Origin of the sequence: Asticcacaulis aquaticus, assembly GCF_028550415.1 — a bacterium.
In the GTDB taxonomy this organism is placed as follows: domain Bacteria; phylum Pseudomonadota; class Alphaproteobacteria; order Caulobacterales; family Caulobacteraceae; genus Asticcacaulis; species Asticcacaulis aquaticus.
Genome location: NZ_JAQQKX010000001.1, coordinates 32,522 through 53,389, shown reverse-complemented (window position 1 = coordinate 53,389; position 20,868 = coordinate 32,522). Strand labels below are relative to the sequence as shown.

18 protein-coding genes are annotated in these 20,868 nt (G+C 61.5%); 13 read left to right on the top strand and 5 right to left on the bottom strand.

Annotation, left to right across the window (positions count from 1 at the left end):
* Positions 1–38 precede the first annotated feature (38 nt).
* The 4 genes from accB to aat are packed head-to-tail and all read left to right on the top strand — an operon-like array spanning position 39 to position 2,953.
* Positions 39–524, top strand: a complete 486-nt coding sequence (gene accB / locus PQU92_RS00235) for an acetyl-CoA carboxylase biotin carboxyl carrier protein (protein ID WP_272746205.1) — start codon at positions 39–41, stop codon at positions 522–524.
* Positions 525–536: 12 nt separating this feature from the next.
* Positions 537–1,883 carry an acetyl-CoA carboxylase biotin carboxylase subunit gene (gene accC, locus PQU92_RS00230; RefSeq protein ID WP_272746726.1) on the top strand — a complete coding sequence of 449 codons (1,347 nt, stop codon included), beginning with the start codon at positions 537–539 and terminating at the stop codon, positions 1,881–1,883.
* Between the two features lie 17 nt (positions 1,884–1,900).
* Positions 1,901–2,299, top strand: coding sequence for a hypothetical protein (locus tag PQU92_RS00225; RefSeq protein ID WP_272746203.1), 399 nt, complete (start codon positions 1,901–1,903; stop codon positions 2,297–2,299).
* 3 nt (positions 2,300–2,302) lie between these two features.
* The gene (aat, locus tag PQU92_RS00220) at positions 2,303–2,953 is read left to right on the top strand and encodes a leucyl/phenylalanyl-tRNA--protein transferase (RefSeq protein ID WP_272746202.1); all 651 of its coding nucleotides are present in this window, start codon (positions 2,303–2,305) and stop codon (positions 2,951–2,953) included.
* Here aat and PQU92_RS00215 read toward each other — a convergent pair.
* Positions 2,890–3,699 carry a DUF2155 domain-containing protein gene (locus PQU92_RS00215; RefSeq protein WP_272746201.1) on the bottom strand — a complete coding sequence of 270 codons (810 nt, stop codon included), beginning with the start codon at positions 3,697–3,699 and terminating at the stop codon, positions 2,890–2,892. The two genes, aat and PQU92_RS00215, sit on opposite strands and share 64 nt — an antisense overlap.
* Positions 3,699–4,094 carry an NADH:ubiquinone oxidoreductase subunit NDUFA12 gene (locus PQU92_RS00210; RefSeq protein ID WP_272746199.1) on the bottom strand — a complete coding sequence of 132 codons (396 nt, stop codon included), beginning with the start codon at positions 4,092–4,094 and terminating at the stop codon, positions 3,699–3,701. The genes PQU92_RS00215 and PQU92_RS00210 overlap by 1 nt, the downstream gene beginning before the upstream one ends.
* A 268-nt stretch (positions 4,095–4,362) precedes the next feature.
* Here PQU92_RS00210 and PQU92_RS00205 point away from each other — a divergent pair, with 268 nt between their 5' ends.
* Together PQU92_RS00205 and PQU92_RS00200 are read left to right on the top strand one after the other, a co-directional pair.
* The gene (locus tag PQU92_RS00205) at positions 4,363–7,134 is read left to right on the top strand and encodes a TSCPD domain-containing protein (protein ID WP_272746198.1); all 2,772 of its coding nucleotides are present in this window, start codon (positions 4,363–4,365) and stop codon (positions 7,132–7,134) included.
* A 59-nt stretch (positions 7,135–7,193) separates the two neighbouring features.
* Positions 7,194–7,679: a pentapeptide repeat-containing protein gene (locus tag PQU92_RS00200; RefSeq protein WP_272746196.1), complete on the top strand. Its 486-nt coding sequence runs from the start codon at positions 7,194–7,196 to the stop codon at positions 7,677–7,679.
* Between the two features lie 127 nt (positions 7,680–7,806).
* Here the strand turns inward: PQU92_RS00200 and aspS are convergent, their stop codons facing one another.
* On the bottom strand, positions 7,807–9,603 hold the full coding sequence (gene aspS, locus PQU92_RS00195) for an aspartate--tRNA ligase (RefSeq protein ID WP_272746194.1): 1,797 nt from the start codon (positions 9,601–9,603) through the stop codon (positions 7,807–7,809).
* A gap of 143 nt (positions 9,604–9,746) precedes the next feature.
* On the opposite strand from aspS, the gene PQU92_RS00190 reads away from it, so the two are divergent.
* From PQU92_RS00190 to PQU92_RS00175, 4 genes are all read left to right on the top strand, one after another.
* Positions 9,747–10,328, top strand: coding sequence for a hypothetical protein (locus PQU92_RS00190; protein ID WP_272746193.1), 582 nt, complete (start codon positions 9,747–9,749; stop codon positions 10,326–10,328).
* 85 nt (positions 10,329–10,413) lie between these two features.
* Positions 10,414–11,082: a P-loop NTPase family protein gene (locus tag PQU92_RS00185; protein ID WP_272746192.1), complete on the top strand. Its 669-nt coding sequence runs from the start codon at positions 10,414–10,416 to the stop codon at positions 11,080–11,082.
* 42 nt (positions 11,083–11,124) lie between these two features.
* Positions 11,125–13,356: an RNA degradosome polyphosphate kinase gene (locus PQU92_RS00180; RefSeq protein WP_272746191.1), complete on the top strand. Its 2,232-nt coding sequence runs from the start codon at positions 11,125–11,127 to the stop codon at positions 13,354–13,356.
* Entirely contained in the window at positions 13,337–14,872 is a 1,536-nt protein-coding gene (locus PQU92_RS00175; protein ID WP_272746190.1) for a Ppx/GppA family phosphatase, read from the top strand. Before PQU92_RS00180 ends, PQU92_RS00175 begins: the two co-directional genes overlap by 20 nt.
* 186 nt (positions 14,873–15,058) lie before the next feature.
* Here PQU92_RS00175 and rnd read toward each other — a convergent pair whose 3' ends face one another.
* Complete coding sequence (gene rnd, locus PQU92_RS00170; RefSeq protein WP_272746189.1) at positions 15,059–16,207, bottom strand: ribonuclease D; 1,149 nt, start codon at positions 16,205–16,207, stop codon at positions 15,059–15,061.
* 189 nt (positions 16,208–16,396) lie between these two features.
* Between rnd and purM the strand changes: the two genes are divergently transcribed.
* The 3 genes from purM to PQU92_RS00155 all read left to right on the top strand — a co-directional run bounded on the left by purM (position 16,397) and on the right by PQU92_RS00155 (position 20,284).
* The gene (gene purM / locus PQU92_RS00165; RefSeq protein WP_272746188.1) at positions 16,397–17,425 is read left to right on the top strand and encodes a phosphoribosylformylglycinamidine cyclo-ligase; all 1,029 of its coding nucleotides are present in this window, start codon (positions 16,397–16,399) and stop codon (positions 17,423–17,425) included.
* A 125-nt stretch (positions 17,426–17,550) separates the two neighbouring features.
* On the top strand, positions 17,551–18,135 hold the full coding sequence (purN, locus tag PQU92_RS00160; RefSeq protein ID WP_272746187.1) for a phosphoribosylglycinamide formyltransferase: 585 nt from the start codon (positions 17,551–17,553) through the stop codon (positions 18,133–18,135).
* An 85-nt stretch (positions 18,136–18,220) separates the two neighbouring features.
* On the top strand, positions 18,221–20,284 hold the full coding sequence (locus PQU92_RS00155; RefSeq protein ID WP_272746186.1) for a S46 family peptidase: 2,064 nt from the start codon (positions 18,221–18,223) through the stop codon (positions 20,282–20,284).
* Positions 20,285–20,416: 132 nt separating this feature from the next.
* Here the strand turns inward: PQU92_RS00155 and ndk are convergent, their stop codons facing one another.
* Positions 20,417–20,833, bottom strand: coding sequence for a nucleoside-diphosphate kinase (ndk, locus tag PQU92_RS00150; RefSeq protein ID WP_272746185.1), 417 nt, complete (start codon positions 20,831–20,833; stop codon positions 20,417–20,419).
* Between the last annotated feature and the right edge of the window lie 35 nt (positions 20,834–20,868).

The following is a 20,868-nucleotide window of genomic DNA, read 5'->3' as shown; positions in this document are numbered from 1 at the left end:
AAAGGTCCAATAGACCGTACACTGAATAAGGTAAGCGCATGTCATCTCAAAAACCGGTTGATCCTATCGACCCTCGTCTGGTCCGCAAACTGGCCGATATCCTTAAGGAAACCGAACTGACCGAGATCGAGGTCGAGCAAGGTGATCTGAAAATCCGCGTCGCCCGTCAGCTGACCGCCGCGCCCGCCGTCGCCTATGCCGCCGCTCCGGCCCCCGTGGCAGTTGCCCCTGCCCCGGCACCGGTTGCTCCCGCAGCAGCCCCCGCCGCCGAAGCGCCAAAAGCCGCCGCCAAGGACGCCGTCGCCTCGCCGATGGTCGGCACGGTCTATCTGGCCCCGCAGCCGGGTGCGGCCAACTTCATCAAGGTCGGCGACAAGGTCAAGGCGGGTCAGACCCTGCTGATCATCGAAGCCATGAAGACCATGAACCCGATTCCCTCGCCCAAGGACGGCACGGTGTCGGAAGTCCTCGTCGCCGATGGCAAGCCGGTCGAATTCGGCGAAGGCCTCGTGGTGATCGACTAGGTCATGGACAAGATGTTCGACAAGATCCTGATCGCCAACCGTGGCGAAATCGCCTTGCGCGTCATTCGCGCCTGCAAGGAGATGGGAATCGCCACCGTCGCCGTCCATTCGACCGCCGACGCCAACGCCATGCACGTCCACCTGGCGGATGAAAGCGTCTGCATCGGCCCGCCCTCGGCCAGCAAGTCGTACCTGAATATCCCGTCGATCATCGCCGCGGCGGAAATTACGGGCGCTCAGGCCGTTCACCCCGGCTACGGCTTTCTGTCGGAAAACGCCCGCTTCGCCGAAATCGTCGGTGCGCACGGCATGAGCTTCATCGGCCCCAAGCCCGATCATATCCGCCTGATGGGCGACAAGATCACCGCCAAACAGGCCGCCAAGGACTCCGGCATCCCCGTCGTTCCGGGCTCGGACGGCGGCGTGGCGACCGTTGAGGATGCCATCGAAGCGGCCAAGTCCATCGGCTTCCCGCTGATCATCAAGGCCGCTGCTGGCGGTGGCGGACGCGGCATGAAGGTCGCCAAGGACGCCGAATCCCTGCCCGAACAGGTCATGGCCGCCCAGACCGAAGCCGCCGCCGCCTTCGGTGACGGCACGGTCTATATGGAGCGTTACCTCCAGCGTCCGCGCCATATCGAGATTCAGGTCATCGCCGACAACCACGGCAACGTCGTACACCTCGGTGAACGCGACTGCTCGCTGCAACGCCGCCACCAGAAAGTGCTCGAAGAAGCCCCGTCTCCGGTCATCGATGCCGCCGCCCGTGACAAGATCGGCATGATCGTCGTCAACGCCATCAAGGCCATCGGCTATCTGGGCGTCGGCACCATCGAGTTCCTGTACGAAGACGGTGAGTTCTTCTTCATCGAGATGAACACCCGCCTTCAGGTCGAACACCCGGTCACCGAATACGTCACCGGCATCGATCTGGTTCGCGAACAGATCCGCATCGCCGCCGGTTTGCCGTTGTCGTTCACTCAGGCCGATATCGACCTGAAAGGCCACTCGATCGAAGTCCGCATCAATGCCGAAAACGCGCGCACCTTCGTGCCGTCGCCCGGCACGGTGACCGACTTCCATACCCCCGGGGGTCTGGGTGTGCGCATGGATTCGGCGGTCTATAACGGCTATGCCATCCCGCCCTATTACGACTCGATGATCGGCAAGCTGATCGTCCACGGTCGCGATCGTCCGGAAGCTCTGGCGCGTCTCAAGCGCGCCCTGCAGGAAACCGTGGTGGCGGGGATCGACACGACCATTCCGCTGTTCCTCGATCTGCTGAACGAAAAGGACATCCAGTCGGGGGATTACAATATCCACTGGCTGGAAAACTGGATCAAGGCCCAGGGTGCTTAGCACCCTGGACCCGATGCTTGTCCATGAATGTCTTATCGTTTGAAGTTCAATCCGACGACAATAGTGTTTGGATAATGCCGGTTATAGATGGGGTCTGCCTCGCAGACCTCATCACTGCTTTTGAACACGCAAACAACTATACCGATCCGGCGGGGGGATATGGCCACATTAGAGAGATTGATTTCAAACCTCTCGGAAACGATATAGATATTCTGGCCTGTGAATGTGGTGAAACCGGATGCTGGCCATTAAAAGCCACTGCGTTCATAGAAAACGCAACCGTTGTTTGGTCGGCATTTCGACAGCCCTTTCGCAAAAATCGAAATTACGACGCTTTCGGCCCTTTCCGTTTTTCTCGCAGTCATTTCGATACAGCCATTTCTCATCTTAGAACTGATATCACCCCAAAGGATTGAGGTTTGGCAGATTTCACCCTTGATGACTTGATATCGTGCTACCGTTCCGGCGTGTTTCCCATGTCGGATGCGCGCGATGACGAATATCTGTTCCTCGTCGATCCACCGATGCGCGGTATCCTGCCCTTGGACGGCTTTCACCTGTCGTCGCGGCTGGCCCGAACCGTGCGCAACACCGGCTTCACCGTCCGCGTCGATACGGCCTTCAACCGCGTCATCGAACTGTGCGCCGAAAGCGCTGCCGACCGTGACAGCACGTGGATTTCCCACGCCATTCAGGACCTTTATGAGGCCCTGTTCGCGCGCGGACTGGCCCACAGTGTGGAGGTCTGGGACGGCGACCGGCTGGTCGGCGGCCTTTATGGCGTCGCTATCGGCGGGGCGTTTTTCGGCGAAAGCATGGTGTCGCGCGCCACGGACGCGTCGAAAATCGCGCTGGTCCATCTGGTGGCGCGACTAAAAGCCGGGGGATACAAACTGCTCGATTGCCAGTTCCTCACCGACCACCTGAGACAGTTCGGCGTCATCGAGATTCCGCGCGACGATTATAAGCTGAAACTGGCCGATGCCCTGACGGTCGAAGGCGACTTCTACGACTTGGCGGCGACCGCCACCGGCAAGGGCGTTCTGCAGGTCGTGACCCAGACGTCGTAAACCGGATGCTCCATCGGGTTCAGGCCCGGCGTCGAGCCATAGGTCCAGCCCTTGAAAATGTCCTTGGGCTTGGCCACCGTCCCATTGGCCGCCGGTTGCGGTGAGGTGCGCACCTCCAGATAGGCAACCGTATCCCCCATCGGCTCATCGGCCGCCGAGCTCTCGCAGGCTTTCACCGTATAAACCATGCCCTTGTAGCGCAAAGGCTTGCCGACCGGCGCTTCGAAACGGATCGTCTCGGTCGTTACCTTGTCCAGCACCGTCAGGACCGCCGCGCCGTAACGGATGCGCTTTTCCGGCGCATAGGCAGCAACGGCTTCGGAAGCGGACTGGCTCGATGACGAGGCCGAGGTGCCGCCGACCACCTTGCCCGACGCATCGACAAAGACCGTGCCGGACGAGGATGACGACGCATTATTATTGCCGGGCGCATTGACCACAGGGGTGCCAGCACCGACCGCCTGAACGGGATTTTGCGTATTGCCCGCCGGATTGGGCTTCGGCGCGGCCTGACTATTGGCCGCCTTCTGCGCCTTCGATCCGTTCGGATTGTAGGGTTTGTATTCGACCCCGTCGATATAATAGGGCTCGGGATCGTAATCGGCATTGTCCTGCGCGCGATTGCGGTCGCGACGGCTGGGGGCCTCTTCGTCCGGCGGGATATTCTGGGCATAGAGCGGCAGGCCGATGGCGGCAATCCCCGCCATGACCAGCACCGCCTTGACCATGCCACCGGGACGTTTCATTACGGCTTCCAGGCTTCGTAGTCGCCGCTGCGCGATTGCTGACGCTCGCCCTCGGCATTCAGCGAACCCTGCGGGAACTGCGCGAACGGCGTACCGGACAGGTTCGGCAGGTGCGGCTTTTCCCACGCCTTCTTCGGCAGGGGCGCGTTGGTCGGGGTTTCGTCGTAGATATAGTGCATCCAGCCGTGCCAGTCGGGCGGAATCTTCGAGGCGTCGGCATAGCCGTTATAGATCACATAGCGGCGCTTCTTGTCGCCGTAGCTTTCCTTGGTGGTGCGCGCTTCGTAATATTTGTTACCGAATTCGTCGGTCCCGACGAGCTTCGACGTGCGGCCGATGGTGAACAGCGTCCCGAGCGTCGCACCGCTCCACCACAAGAAGGCTTTATCCAGCAAGGTCTTACCCAATCCGTAAACGGCGGAAGACCGGAATCTCCCGCGATAACAATCCTCTGCTTTATACGGCTCAGGACGCATCAGGTAAAGCGGCGAGACGGGCGTTCGACAAAGAATCCGATGGATGTCGCCCTACATCAACATATTGTGGACGATTTGCGCCCGATCCCCCAGATTTATTGCCGAATGGTTAAAACTGGCCTAGACTTTATCCCCAGAACCTCGCGCCAAAAGGGCGATGAGGGCTTCCTTGTCCGAGGGTCACCTCATGCGCACCGAATCTGCCCTGCCCAGCTTGCGTTTCAGCGAATATCCGGACCACGCGGTGGTATTGGAGGTTCGCGAAGTCGAACGCGGATCACGCGTGGTGGAAACCGTGTGTCCGCGCGACTGGACCAGCGCGCAGGCCGAGGCGTGGCTTGACTGGGCCGACGCGACGCCGCACGACCTGCCGCAGATGACGCTGGCGCCGGTTCCCGCAGATGAGGCTCTGAATGGTGCGATTTCCGCCTATGCGTCGCGCCTGATGAACTGGGGCCACGCGCTCGGCTATTTCAGCGACGTCCCGCAAGCCTATGAGTTTCAGCGCGAATTGACGGTAACCCTCCTTGGCGGTCTGGCCGCTCCGGCCCTGTCGCTCAAGGACGGCCACCGCCGCCATCCGCTGGCGGGCGATCGCCTGCCGGACGCGCCGGAACCGCGCTATGCCGCGCTGGAAGACTATGCCTGTACGCGTGAGCTTCAGGACCTGCTGGTCGCCGCCCGCTCCGAAGAAATCGCCCGCTCGACCCGCGATCAGCTTCATGCCGCCCTGTCGGACATTTCCGCCGCCATCGCGCGCACCGAAGGCGAACACCGCGCCAGCCTTCAGGCCAATCCGGCTCTGGCTCGCGCCGCGCTGAAAGCGCGTCGGCTGGGCGCGTCCGATGCCCTGATCCGTCTGGCCATCCAGTCGAGCCAGAACCTGACCGAGGACAGCGCCCTGCCCGACTGGTCGCGTCAGGTGGTACACGCCGACGCCCCCTTGTCCGGTGCGAAGATCATCACCGCCGCGCGCGATCTGATCGCCGCCGGCGACCCGTCCGGACGGCTGGCGGCGCAGACCATGCTGGAAAGCGGCCGCCTGTGGATCGCCTTCGATCCGGCTGACGCCGAGGCGCTGGATAACGCCTTCATCGCGCCGCGCGCCGCGATCAATGCCTGGGCTTTTCAGACCGGCAACGGCTTCGATGTCGAAGGCTTCACCGCCTGCACCGCCCTGTGGACGGTGGCGCTCGATATCGAAACCGCCATCGCCTATGCCGCCACCCCCGAAGCCGACGAGCGTCTGCGCCGTCTGCGTCCGCTGGGCCTGACTGTGGCCGGCCTGTCGGAACTGCTGACGGCTAAGGGCTTCGTTGCCGACGAGGGCCTCGATGTCGCCGCCTCGCTCATGGCGCTGCTCGACGCCCAAAGCCGGCTGACCTCGGCGCAACTGGCACGGACGCTCGGCGCGTTCGAAGGCTTTGCCGCCGACAAAGACGCCCTCGTCTCCCACCTCAGCCAGACGCTCTACCGCCTGAGCCCGTTGAAAGCGGCCGATCTCAAGGCTCACAGCCTGACGGCGTTGCAGGATGCGCTCAGGGCCGCCAAGACGACCGGCCTGCGCAATGTGCAGACGACGGCCCTCTTCGAGGACGCCGACCTGTCGCTGCGGCTGGGTGTGACGCTCGGTGACACGCCATTGGCGCGCCTGACCGGTTATCTGGAAACCGAGGACGGCACCCCGGTGGACATTCTGCATCCGGCCGTCCATGCCTCTCTGAAAGCCGGTGAAATCGACATCGTGCGTCGCCATCTGCTGGGCGCGCGGACCTTGCACGACGCGCCGCATATCCATGCGCAGGCCTTGAAAGCCAAGGGATTGAGCGATTTCGAGGTCAGCCATCTCGAAACGGCCCTGATTACCGCCACCCGTCTGGAAGACGTTTTTTCGGCGTCCGTCCTCGATGCCGATTTCATCAAGGACGTCTGGGGCCTCAGCGACGACGACCTGAACGCGCCGACCTTCAACCTGCTGAGCGTTATGGGCTTTTCGGACGGCGATATCGCGGCGGCGCAGGCCTATGTGTTCGGCCATGCCGACCTGAGCGGTTGCGGCGACCTCGATGAGGCGACGCGTGCGCGCCTGACTTTGGCCAACCTGAAAACCCGGATGGCCCTGCGGCAGAGGCTCGAAGCCTTTGCCTCGGCGCCGTCGGTCGCCCCGGTCAGTCTCGACTGGGATCAGGCCGCCCCCGAAGCCCTGAAGATCATGGCCAAGATGGCCGGTAACGGGCTGCGCGCCATCGGTCTGAACCGCCGCGCCGCGCCTCAGAGCCTGACGCTCGACATCCCCGAATACGAAGAGGCCCGTCGTCCGGTGGAATCGCCGCGCGAGGCCCCTACGGTGCAAAAGGTCATCGAGAAGATCATCGAGCGCGAGCGCTCGCGCCAGAAGCTGCCCGATCGCCGCAAGGGCTATATCCAGAAGGCCAGCGTCGGCGGCCACAAGGTCTATATCCATACCGGCGAATACGAAGACGGCGCTCTGGGCGAAATCTTCATCGATATGCACAAGGAAGGCGCGGCCTTTCGGTCGCTGATGAACAATTTCGCCATTTCGGTGTCGATCGGCCTGCAATACGGCGTGCCTCTGGACGAGTTCGTCGACGCCTTCGTCTTCACGCGCTTCGAGCCCGCCGGTCCGGTCAGCGGCAACGATTCGATCAAGTCGGCGACCTCGATCCTCGACTACATCTTCCGCGAACTGGCCATTTCGTATCTCAACCGCGACGACCTGTCGAACGCCGATCCGGACGCGCTGAATGCCGACGGTCTGGGTCAGGGCCACGGACTTGGTCAGAATCTGGGTCAGCTTCAGAGCGAAAACGAAGGCATTGCGGCTTCGCACCTGATCTCGAAAGGGTTCATGCGCGGTCAGCCGGACAATCTGGTGGTCGTACCCTTTGCCAAGAAAAAGACCGACGACACGTCCGGGCCGTCTTCAGAAGCGCAGTGATTAAGGGTTTAGGCACCGATCTTGCTTAGGTTCGGTCAAACAATCTGAGGTGTCCCATCATGAAACGCATCGCTTTCGCCCTTGTCGCGGCCTCGCTGATCGCCCTGCCCGCGGCGGCGCAAAACCCGGCCCAGATCAACAAGGCGGGTTCCGGCGCGTCCTGCCCCGGCTGCAACCTGTTCCAGGCCGATTTCTCGAACAAGACGCTGAAAGGCAAGAACTTCGCCGGAGCGCGTCTGCGTCAGGCCGATCTGTCGAGCGGCGTGTTCAACGGCACCAACTTTTCCGGTGGCGACCTGCGCGACCTGAACGGTTTCGGCTCGCTGTTCGGCAATGCCAATTTCGGCCGTGCCAACCTGACCAATGCGACCTTCGTCGGGGCCTATCTGGAAGGCGCCAACTTCGCCGGCGCCAATCTGAGCGGCGTCAATTTCTCGGGTGCCGAGATGCGCAGCGCGCGTGGCATCACCCAAGCCATGATGGATCAGGCCTGCGGCGATAAATCGACCGTCGCGCCGAAGGGCATCCGCATCCCGATCTGCTAGGTTATGGGGTGTGGGGTCCGTGACCCCACGAACCTTTTACTTTCAAAAGAAAAGCCTCCCGGATTTTCCGGGAGGCTTTTCTTTTGAATATAGAAGACTTGGGGCCATAGGCCCCAAACCCCATAAATTAAGAGACCTTGATCGGCAGCGCCGTGCGGATCGACAGTTCCTTCAACTGCTTGTCCGTGGCGTCCGACGGCGCGCTCATCATCACGTCCTGACCCTGCTGGTTCAGCGGGAAGGCGATGACTTCGCGGATAGCCGTCTGACCGGCCAGCAGCATGACGATGCGGTCGATACCCGGCGCCAGACCACCGTGCGGCGGCGCGCCGTATTTGAACGCGTTGAGCATACCGCCGAACTGATCCTCGACCACGTCCTGACCGTACCCGGCGATTTCGAACGCCTTGAGCATGATCTCCTGCTTGTGGTTCCGGATCGCGCCGGAGCACAGCTCGTAGCCGTTGCAGACGATGTCGTACTGATAGGCCAGAATGTCACGCGGGTCCTTGGTGAGCAGCGCGTCCATCTCGCCCTGCGGCATCGAGAACGGGTTGTGCGAGAAGTCGATCTTCTTCTCGTCGTCGTTCCATTCGAACATCGGGAAATCGACGATCCAGCAGAAGCGGAACTGATCTTCGTCGACCAGACCGAGGTCGGTCCCGACCTTGGTGCGCGCCAGTCCGGCGAACTTCACGAAGTCGTCGACCTTGCCGGCCACGAAGAAGGCCGCGTCGCCCGCTTCGAGACCCAGTTGCTGACGCAGGGCTTCGGTGCGTTCGTCGCCGATGTTCTTGGCGATCGGACCGGCGGCCTCAAGACCTTCCGTGGCCCCTTCCGGCGTGCGCCAGAAGATATAGCCGAGGCCTTTTTGGCCTTCGCCCTGCGCCCAGGAATTCATCTTGTCGCAGAAGGCGCGCGAGCCGCCGGTCTTGGCCGGAATGGCCCATACGGCGGTGCCGTCATTCTCAAGGATCGAGGCGAAAACTTTAAAGCCCGAACCGGCGAAGTGCGTGGACACGTCCTGCATCTCGATCGGGTTGCGCAGGTCCGGCTTGTCCGAGCCGTATTTGGCGATCGATTCCTTGTACGGAATACGCTGGAACGGATAGTTGGAGACGCGCTTGCCTTCGCCGAATTCGGTGAACAGGCCGTGCATGACCGGCTCGATGGCCGCGAACACGTCTTCCTGCGTCACGAAGCTCATCTCGATATCGAGCTGGTAGAACTCCAGCGAGCGGTCGGCGCGCAGGTCTTCGTCACGGAAACACGGCGCGATCTGGAAGTAACGGTCGAAGCCCGACACCATCAGCAATTGCTTGAACTGCTGCGGCGCTTGCGGAAGTGCATAGAACTTGCCGGGGTGCATGCGCGACGGCACAAGGAAGTCGCGCGCGCCTTCCGGCGACGAGGCCGTCAGGATCGGCGTCTGATACTCAAGGAAACCTTGAGCCACCATGCGGTTGCGGATCGACTGAATGACGCGCGAGCGCAGCACGATGTTCTTGTGCAGGGTTTCGCGGCGCAGGTCGAGGAAGCGGTTCTTCAGACGGATTTCTTCGGGATATTCCGGCTCACCGAACACCGGCAGCGGCAGTTCGGCGGCTTCCGACAGAACCTCGACATCGGCCACGACGACTTCGACATCGCCGGTCGGCAGGTTGGCGTTGACGGTCGCCGCATCGCGCGCCACGACCTTACCATCGACGCAGATGACGCTCTCGGCGCGCAGGCGCTCGACCTTGGCAAAGCCCGCGCTGTCCGGATTGAACACCAGCTGCGTCAGGCCGTAATGGTCGCGCAGGTCGATGAACAACAGGCCGCCGTGGTCGCGCTTGCGGTGAATCCAGCCCGACAGGCGAACGCTCGTACCGGCATCGGTCGAACGGAGGGCGCCACAGGTATGGGAACGATAGATATGCATAAAGAGTCTCTGAATCCGGCTCGAAAAACGTTTGGCCCGTAGGGCGCATGACCCGTCCCGAATGTCAAGATTTAAGACGCTTTGCGTGGCCGGAAAACGGGATTAAGCTGGTGTTCTGACCTGAGTTTTTCCCAGAGTTTATAATGCCGACGCGCCGCCTGATGCTCGCCCTGCCCCTGCTGTTGCCTGTCGTCGCGAACGCCGCTGTGCCGGACTATCGCGGCTGGCGCATCGACGACAGTTTACTGAAAGACGCGCTTGGCGGGGATATCCTGATCAGTCTGCGCGCCCAGATCGACCTTGTCGAAAGCCTCAACATCACGCCCGCGATCAAGACCTTCTTCCGCGATCAGGCCCTCATCCTCGATCCGTCGCTGAACCAGCCCGGCCGCGCCGGACCGCGCAAGCTGTTCCTCAAGCCGGAGATCATGCCTGCGGAAAATCCGGTACTGCTGCATGAGTTGCTGCACGTCTATCACTTCACGCGCCTGAAGAACGGCAAGGAAAACGCTGAGGTTAAACGCTTTTATGAGGCGGCCAAGGCGCAAAATCTCTATCCGCCCAAGGCCTATGTTCTGACGAATCCGTCCGAATTCTTCGCCATGACCGCCAGCGTCGTCCTGTGGGGACAGGCCGCGCGGCCGCCGTTTTTGCGCGCCAATGTTCGCGAAAAGCAGCCCGACCTGTACGACTGGATCGTCACGGAATTCGGGTTGAAGGTTTAGTCCCCAGAACCATCCCCCGAAGCGCCCCAAGCTGTCTGTGGGCCGCGCATTGATCTCTTAGACCACGCCGCCTAGATTATGGTGAATGTCGCATCAGCTTCACCTCGACCTGTCCTTGCCCGATCGCCTCAAAGCGAAAGACTTCGTCGTGTCGGAAGCCAATGACGACCTGCACAGCCTTTTGATGACGCCGCAAGCCTGGCTCAATCCGTGTCTGGTCCTGACCGGCCCCGAAGGCTCCGGCAAGACCCACGCCGGGCATCTGTTCGCGGAAACCCACGCGGCGGTCTGGCTTGAACACGGTCAGACGCTACCACCTTCCGGTGCGTTCGTCGTGGTCGATGACGCCGACGCCTTCGATCAGGAAACGCTCTTTCACCTGTTCAACCTGACCACCTCAGCTAATGGCCGTCTGCTACTGTTGTCGCGTCGACACCCCGCCCAATGGCGCATCAGCGTTCCCGATTTCGAGTCGCGACTCAAAGCCATGCGCGTCGTTGACATGCCCGAACCCGACGACGCGCTCCTCAAACAGGTGCTGAAAAAGCTGTTCGAAACGCGCGTCATCACCCCGTCCGACGACGTGCTGGAATATCTCAGCCGACGGATGGAACGTTCTTTTGCCCATGCGCAAAAAATTGTCACGGGAATCGAGGACTATGCCAATGGCCGTGCCTTCACCCGCGTTCTGGCCCGTGATTTTATAGACAAATACGAAAATTTGTCTTGGTTGAGCGATGAGGATGGGATTTAGTAACCGCTTCAGATGCTTAAACTGAAAGGATTCTGACCCGCGATGCCCGCCTCCGAGACCGTCAACGACATCATCCGCCCTCTGGACACGCTGCCGGAGGCCGTTGATGGCGAGCAACAGGGCGTGGACCTGAATTCCGACGAGCCCCTGGGCGATGCGCTCTATATCAATCGCGAACTGTCATGGCTTGCGTTTAACAAGCGAGTGATCGAAGAGGCTGAAAACCCGCGCCATCCCCTGCTGGAACGCCTGCGCTTCCTGTCGATCTCGGCCAACAATCTCGATGAATTCTACATGGTCCGCGTCGCGGGCTTACAGGGGCAGGTCCGCGAAGGCGTCCGCGTCCTGTCTGAGGACGGCCACACCCCCGCGGAGCAACTTGAGGCCGTCAACAAGGTCGCCTCGTCGTTGATGGGCAAGCAGCAGAACATCTGGTCGCGGCTCAAGGACGAACTGGCTGATAACGGACTGGTCCTGCTCGACCACAAGGAGGTCACCAAGACCGACAAGGCGTGGCTGGAAAAGCGCTTCAACGAACAGCTTTTTCCGGCCCTGACGCCGATGGCGGTCGATCCGGCCCACCCCTTTCCGTTCATCCCGAACCTCGGCTTTTCCATCGCGCTCAAGCTTCAGCGGCGCTCGGACTCCAAGGTCATGTACGCGCTGGTGCCGATCCCGACCGGTGTGCGCCGCTTCTGGGAGATCGGCACGGCCTCGCGCGGTCAGAACACCAAGCGCAAATACGTTACCCTCGAAGGCATGGTCGTCCTGTTCATCGACCAGATCTTCCCCGGCTTCGACATATTGGGTAAGGGCGTATTCCGCATCATCCGCGACTCCGACATCGAAATCGAGGAAGAGGCCGAAGACCTTGTGCGCGAGTTCGAGGCCCTGCTGAAACAACGCCGCCTGGGCTCGGTCGTGCGCGTCAAGTTCGGCGCCACCATGCCCGAAGACCTGCGCGAATTCATCACCGAACAGCTCCATGCCAAGCCGCAGGACGTCACCGTGGTCAACGGCATTCTGGGGATGTCCGAACTGTCGCAGCTGATCCCGCCCGACCGCAACGATCTGAAGTTCAAGCCTTACGAGCCACGCTTCCCCGAGCGCATCCGCGACAATGCCGGAGACATCTTCTCAGCCATCCGTGAAAAGGACATCCTCGTCCACCATCCGTTCGAGAGCTTCGACGCGGTCGTTCAGTTCCTGCGTCAGGCGGCGCGCGACCCGAACGTCATCGCCATCAAGCAGACGCTCTACCGCACCTCGAAGGACTCGCCGATCGTCGCGGCCCTGATCGAGGCCGCCGAGCAGGGTAAGAACGTCACGGCCCTGGTCGAGATCAAGGCCCGTTTCGACGAGGAAGCGAACCTCCGCTGGGCCCGCGCCATGGAACGCGCCGGGGTCCACGTCGTCTATGGCTTCGTCGAGTACAAGACTCACGCCAAGCTGTCGGTCGTGGCGCGCAAGGAAGGCGAAGCCTTGCGCACCTATTGCCACTTCGGCACCGGCAACTACCACCCGGTCACGGCCAAGGTCTATACCGACCTCTCGCTGTTCACCGCCGACCCGGCGCTGGGCCGCGACGCCATGCGCGTGTTCAACTTCATCACCGGCTATGCCCGTCCGGACGTGATGGAAAAGCTGTATTTCTCGCCGGTCACCCTGAAACAGGGCCTGCTCTACCTGATCGATCAGGAGATCAGCAATGCCCGCGCCGGCAAGCCCGCGCAGATCTGGGCCAAGATGAACTCGCTGGTCGATCCGGTCATCATCCGCAAGCTCTATCAGGCGTCTCAGGCCGGGGTGAAGATCGACATGGTCATCCGCGGCATCTGCTGCCTGCGCCCCGGCGTCCCCGGCTATTCCGACAATATCCGCGTCAAGTCGATCGTCGGCCGCTTCCTTGAACATACCCGCATCGTCTGTTTCGCCAACGGCCATCCGTTACCGTCTGATCACGCTCGCGTCTTCGTCTCGTCGGCCGATTGGATGAACCGCAATCTCGACCGCCGCGTCGAGGTCCTGATCCCGGTCGATAACCCGACCACCCACCGTCAGGTGCTGGATCAGATCATGGTCGCCAACTTCAATGACGAGGCGCAATCGTGGCATCTGGCCGCCGACGGCACCTATCAGCGCCTCGACGTCTCGGGCCTCGACAAACCGTTCTCGGCCCACCAATATTTCATGACAAACCCGTCGCTGTCGGGTAGAGGTCGCGGCGTCAAGGACCTGCCCCAAGCGTTCGATCATGTCGGTGCCCGAAAGTAACCTCTTGCCTCATACAACTCCCGCCGCCTCGCCCCTGCCGTCCAGCTACTATACGGCGGTGATCGACATCGGGTCGAACTCGGTGCGTCTGGTCATCTACCGCATCGAAGGCCGCTCGATCTGGCCGGTCTATAACGAGAAGGTGCTGGCCGGTCTCGGCAAGGACCTGTTCAATACGGGCCGCCTAAACCCGACCGGTTGCCGCGACACCCTGATCGCGTTGAAACGGTTCCGGGCCATCGTCGATTCCTACACCTTAAGCGAAATCCACGTCGTCGCCACCGCCGCCGCGCGCGAAGCCGCCGACGGCCCGGCCCTGACCGACATGATCCGTGAACAGACGGGCTTTACCGTCCGTGTACTGAGCGGTGCCGAAGAGGCCTATTTCTCGGCTCTGGGCGTCCTGTGCGGCCATGACGATGCGACCGGCGTGGTCGGCGACCTCGGCGGGTCGAGCCTGGAGCTGATCGACCTGCAAGGGGAAGATGCCTTCAAGGGCATCACCCTGCCGCTGGGGCCCTTTGCCTTGGGTGCCCCTGCCCCGCTCAATATCGAACGCACCCTGCAGCAGATCCGCGAGGTTCTGGAACCGCACAAGGATCGCTTTCATTTTAAAACCTTTCACGCCGTCGGTGGCGCGTGGCGGAATCTGGCCATCATCTGGATGCAGAAGGCCAACTACCCGCTTCAGATCGTTCAGCAATTCGAACTGCCCGCCCGCGAAGCCCTCAATATCTGCCGCCTGATCGCCACTCAGTCGACCTCATCCCTGGAGAAAATCCGCGGCGTCACCAAGCGCCGTATGGAAAACCTGTCCTATGCGGCGCTGGTCCTTCAGGCCCTGATCGAGACCTTCGGCTTCGAGACGATCAATTTCTCAGCCAATGGCCTGCGCGAAGGTCTGCTGTACGACCATCTGCCGAAGGACATTCAGACACGCGATCCGCTGATCGAAGGCTGCGCGGCCCTGGGCTGCCGTCAGGGGATCAGTCAGGACATCGGTCCGGCCCTGTCGAAATGGATTCACGACTTCTACAACTCACTCGATGCGTCGTACGACCGGCCCGATCCGCGTCTGGTCCGCGCGGCGTCGAAACTGTCCGACATGGGTGCGGTGCTGCACCCGGATCATCGCGCCGATCTGGTCTGCGATCAGGTCCTGCGCGCGCCGATCCCCGGTCAGAACCATCAGGAACGCGTCTTCCTCGCCTGTACGATGTTCACCCGCTATTCGGGCGACGCCTACACCAAGGAGCCCGTCCTGATCAGCCGCATCCTCGGCGACGAAGGCTTGCAACGCGCCACGCAACTGGGTCTGGCTCTACGTCTGGGCTGCGACCTGTCGGCCAAGTCGGCGGTGCTGCTGGAGAACGCGCACCTGTTCCAGAACGAGCGCAACCTTATCCTTGAAGCGAAAAGCGGCTGGGAAGATTTGCTGCTCGGTGAACAGACGAAAAAACGCGCCAAGGCCTTGGCGGGCGCTATGAAGCTGAACCTGAAGATGGGTAGTTATTAAGTCTCCCTCCTCCCTATCGAGCCCTTGGGCGAAGATGGGGAGGTGGCATTTGCGCAGCAAATGACGGAGGGGGATGCCCCCGAACGATTGTACGCGCCGGAACTTAGTTAGCGGCTTTGCCGCCCCCTCCGTCAGCGTCGCTACGCTCGCTGCCACCTCCCCACTGCGTAGGGAGGAGGGAGACGGTTAATCCAGTTCCACCACCTCGACCTTGGTGCCGTTGAGCACCAGCGCCAGTTCGCCCTTTTTCAGCTTCAGCGCATCGTCGCCGAAGACCTTTCTACGCCAGCCTTCGAGGGCGGGGACATCTGCGCCGTCATCCAGCGCGATCTTTTCCAGATCAGCGACCGAGGCGATCAGCTTCGGGGCGACCCCCTCGTCCTCGCATTTGACGCGCAACAGGACCTTGAGCAGTTCGACGACGGAGGCCGGCACCTGCACCGGCGGGGCCGATTTCTCGACCTTCGGCGCGTATTTCTCAGGGTCCGCCAGCGCCGTCTTAATCACGTCGCACAGTTCCAGACCGAACTTCGACGCGCCAAACCCCTTGGGCGTCGAACGCAGACGATCGAACGCCGCCGGATCGGTCGGCAGTTGCGTGGCGATCTCGTCCACGCCTTCGTCCTTCAGGATACGTCCGCGCGGTTGATCGCGCTCCTGCGCGACGCGTTCGCGCCAGGCCGCGACCTCCTTGAACACCGCCATATATTTGGCCGAGTGCTTGCGCGGGCGCAGGCGACGCCACGAATCGTCCGGATTGGTGTTGTAGAGCTTCGGATCGGTCAGGTCGGCCATTTCCGCAGCAACCCAGTCGTAGCGATGCTGCGCTTTCAGCTTTTCGACCAGCTTCGGATAGACCTTGGCCAGATAGGTCACGTCACCCAGGGCATATTGCAACTGCTGATCCGACAAAGGCCGGCGCGACCAGTCGGTGAAGCGCGACCCCTTGTCGATATCGACCTTGATCACCTGACGGACCAGCGAATCATAGGCGACCTGATCGCCGAAGCCCGCCGCCATGGCCGCGACCTGCGTATCGAACACCGGGCTGGGCATGGTCCCGAGATTGTTGAAGATTTCGACGTCCTGACGGCAGGCGTGGAACACCTTGAGGATCGCCTCGTTCGCCAGCAGGTCGAGGAACGGTTTCATATCCAGTTCCGGCGCCAGCGGATCGATGATCGCCGCGTGCTCCTCGCTGGCAGCCTGAATCAGGCACAGCTTGGGCCAGTAGGTCGTTTCGCGCATGAACTCCGTATCGACGGTGATGAAGGGCGCAGACGCGATCTTCTGGCAAAACTCGACAAGGGCGGCGGTCGTGGTGATGGTGGGCATCAAAAATACTTTGTCGTGAAAACGATTGAGGTCCGGTTCGGGCCGGGCGAGGACAACATAAAAAAGCAAATAGAATCCGCTTTTTCACGCTTCATCCCTAGCTATAGCAAGTTTTTGCGGGACGAAAAGCGTCAAGGGCGTTATAGAGCGCGCAAATCAGCCCTCACCGAACACTAAAGGTTAGTTTTTATGACCGAATCCAAAGCTCCCGGCCTTACCTATGCGCAATCGGGCGTGGATATCGACGCCGGCGAAGCCCTTGTCGACGCGATCAAGCCGCTGGCCAAGGCCACCCGCCGTCCGGGCGCGGAAGCCTCCCTTGGTGGGTTCGGTGCTTTGTTCGACCTCAAGGCCGCGGGCTATGACGATCCGCTGATCGTCACCACGACCGACGGTGTCGGCACAAAACTGCGCATCGCCATCGACACCAATCGTCACGACAGCGTCGGGATCGACCTGGTCGCCATGTGCGTCAACGACCTGCTGGCGCAGGGTGCGGAACCGCTGATGTTCCTCGACTATTATGCCACCTCGAAGCTCGATATCGACACCGCCCGCCGCGTCGTCGCCGGGATCGCCGAAGGCTGCAAGCGCGCGGGCTGCGCGCTGGTCGGCGGCGAAACGGCAGAAATGCCGGGCATGTACGAAAAGGACGACTACGACCTGGCCGGGTTCAGCGTCGGGGCCGTCAACCGCGACAAGGTCCTGCCGGTGCTGGATGCGCAGGCGGCGGGCGACGTGATCATCGCGCTCGGCTCGTCCGGTCCGCACTCCAACGGCTATTCGCTGATCCGCAAGGTGGTCGAACGCTCGGGCCTCAGCTGGGCCGACGACGCGCCCTTCGCGCCGGAAAAGTCGCTGGCTCAGGCCCTGCTGGAGCCGACCCGGATCTATATCAAGACCGTCCTGCCGCTGATGAAGGCGGGCCTCGTCACCGGTGGCGCGCACATCACCGGCGGGGGGCTGATCGAAAATCCGGGCCGCGCCATTGCCGAAGGCCTCAAGGCCGAATTCGACTTTGACGGCTGGGCCTTCCCACCGGTGTTCCAGTGGCTGATGGAAACCGGCAATATCGACAAGCACGAGATGCTGCGGACCTTCAACTGCGGCGTCGGTTTTGTGCTGTATGTGAAGCCGGACAATGCCGACGCGGTGCTGGCGGCCTTGCTGAACGCGGGCGAAGACGCCTTTATCTGCGGCCAGCTGGTCGCGGCCTGATCATCAATCCCCTCTCCCTGAGGGAGAGGGTTAGGGTGAGGGGGAACTGCTACAGCAGACTCTCCGTCACCATTCCCCCCTCACCCCAGCCCTCTCCCTCAAGGGAGAGGGGGTAAGACGCGGATATGACCTCCCCCAAAACCAAAACCGCCATCTTCATTTCCGGGCGTGGCTCCAACATGGTGGCCCTTGTCGAGGCCTCGAAAGCCGCCGATTTCCCGGCCGACTTCGCGCTCGTCGTATCCAATGATCCGACGGCTGCCGGTCTGGAATGGGCGGCGTCGCAGGGGATCGACACCCTCGCCGTCGATCACAAAACCTACGGCAAAGACCGCGAAGCGCACGAACGCGCCATCGACGCCGAACTGCGCGCGCGCGGTATCGAATTCATCTGCCTCGCCGGATATATGCGCATCCTGACGCCGTGGCTGGTCGAGCAGTGGTCGGGTAAGATGATCAACATCCACCCGTCCCTCCTGCCGAAATACAAAGGCCTGCATACGCATGAGCGCGCCATCGAGGCCGGGGATGCCGAGGGCGGTTGCAGCATCCACTGGGTCAGTCCCGGCGTCGACGACGGCGACGTCATCGCTCAGGCCCGCGTGCCGATCCTCGACGGGGATACGCCCGACGCCCTCGCCGCCCGCGTGCTGAAGGAAGAGCACAAGCTTTACGCGGCCACGGTGCGCCAAATTCTAACAAAAAAGTAATCTGCACATAGAGAACGTTTCTTGCGCAACGACGTGACCGGTGTAAGGTCCGCCCCCTGTTACAGTTTTACACACAGGGTGCCTCATGTCCTTGAAATCGTTCCTCGCTTACGGTGCCGCTTTTGCGCTGTCGGCTGTTCTCGCCCCCGCAGCCTCTGCCGACGAAGGCATGTGGACCTTCGACAACTTCCCGACCGCCAAGGTTAAGGAAACCTACGGCGTCGACCTGAACAAGGCGTGGTTCGACAAGGTGCAGATGGCCGCCGTGCGCATTTCCGGCTGCTCGGCCTCGGTCGTGTCGCCCGACGGCCTCGTCCTGACCAACGCCCACTGCGTCATTTCCTGCGCCCAGAATCTCGCCTCCGCGCAGAACGACTACGTCAATGATGGCTTCTTCACCACGACGCGCGAAGAGGAAAAGACCTGCCCGGGTCAGACCGCCGAAATCCTGCTGACCATCACCGACGTCACCGCGGATATCAATGCCGCGACCAAGGGCCTGACAGGCGCCGATTTCGTCAAGGCGCAGGAAGCCAAATCCGGCGAACTGGAAAAGGCTGGCTGCGGCGACGACAAGACGATCCGCTGTCAGGTCATCGGCTTCTATCAGGGCGGCCAGTACAAGCTCTATAAGTACCGCCGCTACACCGACGTGCGTCTGGTCTTCTATCCGGAGTTCAAGGCCGGTTTCTTCGGCGGCGATCCGGACAATTTCAACTTCCCGCGCTTCAACCTCGATTCCGGTTTCCTGCGCCTTTATGAGAACGGTAAGCCGGTCAAGACGCCGACCTATATGAAGTTCGCGACGCAGGCCCCCAAGGAAAACGAACTGGTCTTCGTTGCGGGTAATCCGGGGACGACCAACCGCCTCCTGACCGTGTCACAACTGGAGACCCTGCGCGACGTATCGACCCCGACGCAGCAACTGATGCGTTCGGAACTGCGTGGCCGCCTGATCCAGTTCAGCGAGCAATCCGCCGACAACAAGCGCATCACGACCAACCCGCTCAACAGCCTGGAGAACGGCTTCAAGGTCGGCTACGGCCAGCAACTGGCGCTGCAAGACCCCAAGGTCATGAATGCCAAGCGCGACGAAGAGGCTAAGCTTAAGGCCGGTATGTCGACCGAGGATAAGGCCGCTTACGGCGATCCGTGGGCCGATATCGCCGCCATCCAGACGACGGCGCGCGAGCTTTACCTGCCGAACTACTTCCTCGAATCGTCGCTGACCTCGTCGAACCTGTTCTCCTATGCCCGCACGCTGGTCCGCGCCGCCAAGGAACGCAGCAAGCCGTCGGCGGAGCGTCTGCCGGAATTTGCCGATAGCCGCCTGCCGCTGACGGAAAAGCGCCTGATCGACGGCTCGCAGATCCACCCGGCGCACGAACAGCTCCGTCTGGAGTTCTATATGCTGAAGACGCGGGAATATATGACCGCCGATTCCCCCATCACCAAGCTGATGCTAGGCAAGGAGTCGCCGGAGGGCCTGTCGAAGCGTCTGGTCGACGGTACCAAGCTGGCCGATCCGAAAGTGCGCAAGGCCCTGTGGGACGGCGGCTGGGCAGCTATTCAGGCGTCGGACGACCCGATGATCCAGTATGCGCTCAAGCTGGACGACGAAGCGCTCAAGCTGCGCAAGGAATACGAGACCAAAGTCACTGGCCCGACGCGTATCGCGGCGGAAAAGATCGCCAAGATCCGCTTCAAGGCCTATGGCACCTCGACCTATCCGGACGCGACCTTCAGCCTGCGCCTGTCCTACGGCAAGGTGACGGGTTGGGACTACCGCGGCGTCAAGGTGGCGCCGTTCACGACCTTTGCGGGGCTGTATGACCGTGCGACGGGCAATGATCCGTTCGAGCTGTCGCCGAAGTTCGCGGCGGCGCAGGCGAAGATCGATCCGAAGGTGGTGTACAACTTCTCCTCGACCAATGACATCATCGGCGGCAATTCCGGTTCGCCGGTGATCAATGCCAGAGGTGAAGTGGTCGGCGCGGCGTTCGACGGCAATATCCACAGCCTCGGCGGCAGCTACTACTACGATGGGACGCTGAACCGCACGGTGACGGTATCGAGCGTGGCGATCCTTGAGGCGCTGGATAAGGTCTATGGCCGGACGGCGCTGGTGAAGGAATTGACGGGTAAATAGTTATGGGGTTTGGGGCCTCTGGCCCCAAGTCTTCCCTCTTTCCACTAAAAAACCCTCCCGAATTTCGGGAGGGTTTTTTAGTGGAAGCAAGCAAGGTTTGTGGGGTCCAAGGACCCCACGCCCCATAACTCATTAGCCGACGATTTCAGCTTCCGAGAAGAACTGCGCGATTTCGATCGCGGCGTTTTCATCCGAGTCCGAACCGTGCGCGGTGTTTTCACCGATCGACAGGGCGAACAGCTTGCGGACGGTGCCTTCGGCGGCTTGTTCCGGGTTGGTGGCGCCCAGGACTTCGCGATACTTGACGACCGCGTCATCGGCTTCCAGAACCTGAACCACAACCGGGGCAGCGGTCATTTGCTCGACCAGCTCGCCGAAGAACGGACGCGCCGAGTGCACGCCGTAGAAACGCTCGGCCTGAGCCTTGGTGAAGTGAACGCGCTTCTGGGCGACGATGCGCAGACCAGCGGCTTCGATCACGGCATTGACCGCGCCGGTCAGGTTGCGGCGGGTGGCGTCGGGCTTAAGGATCGAGAAGGTACGGGACATAAGGAATTCCTGATTTGTCTTTGCGTTTAAGGTTG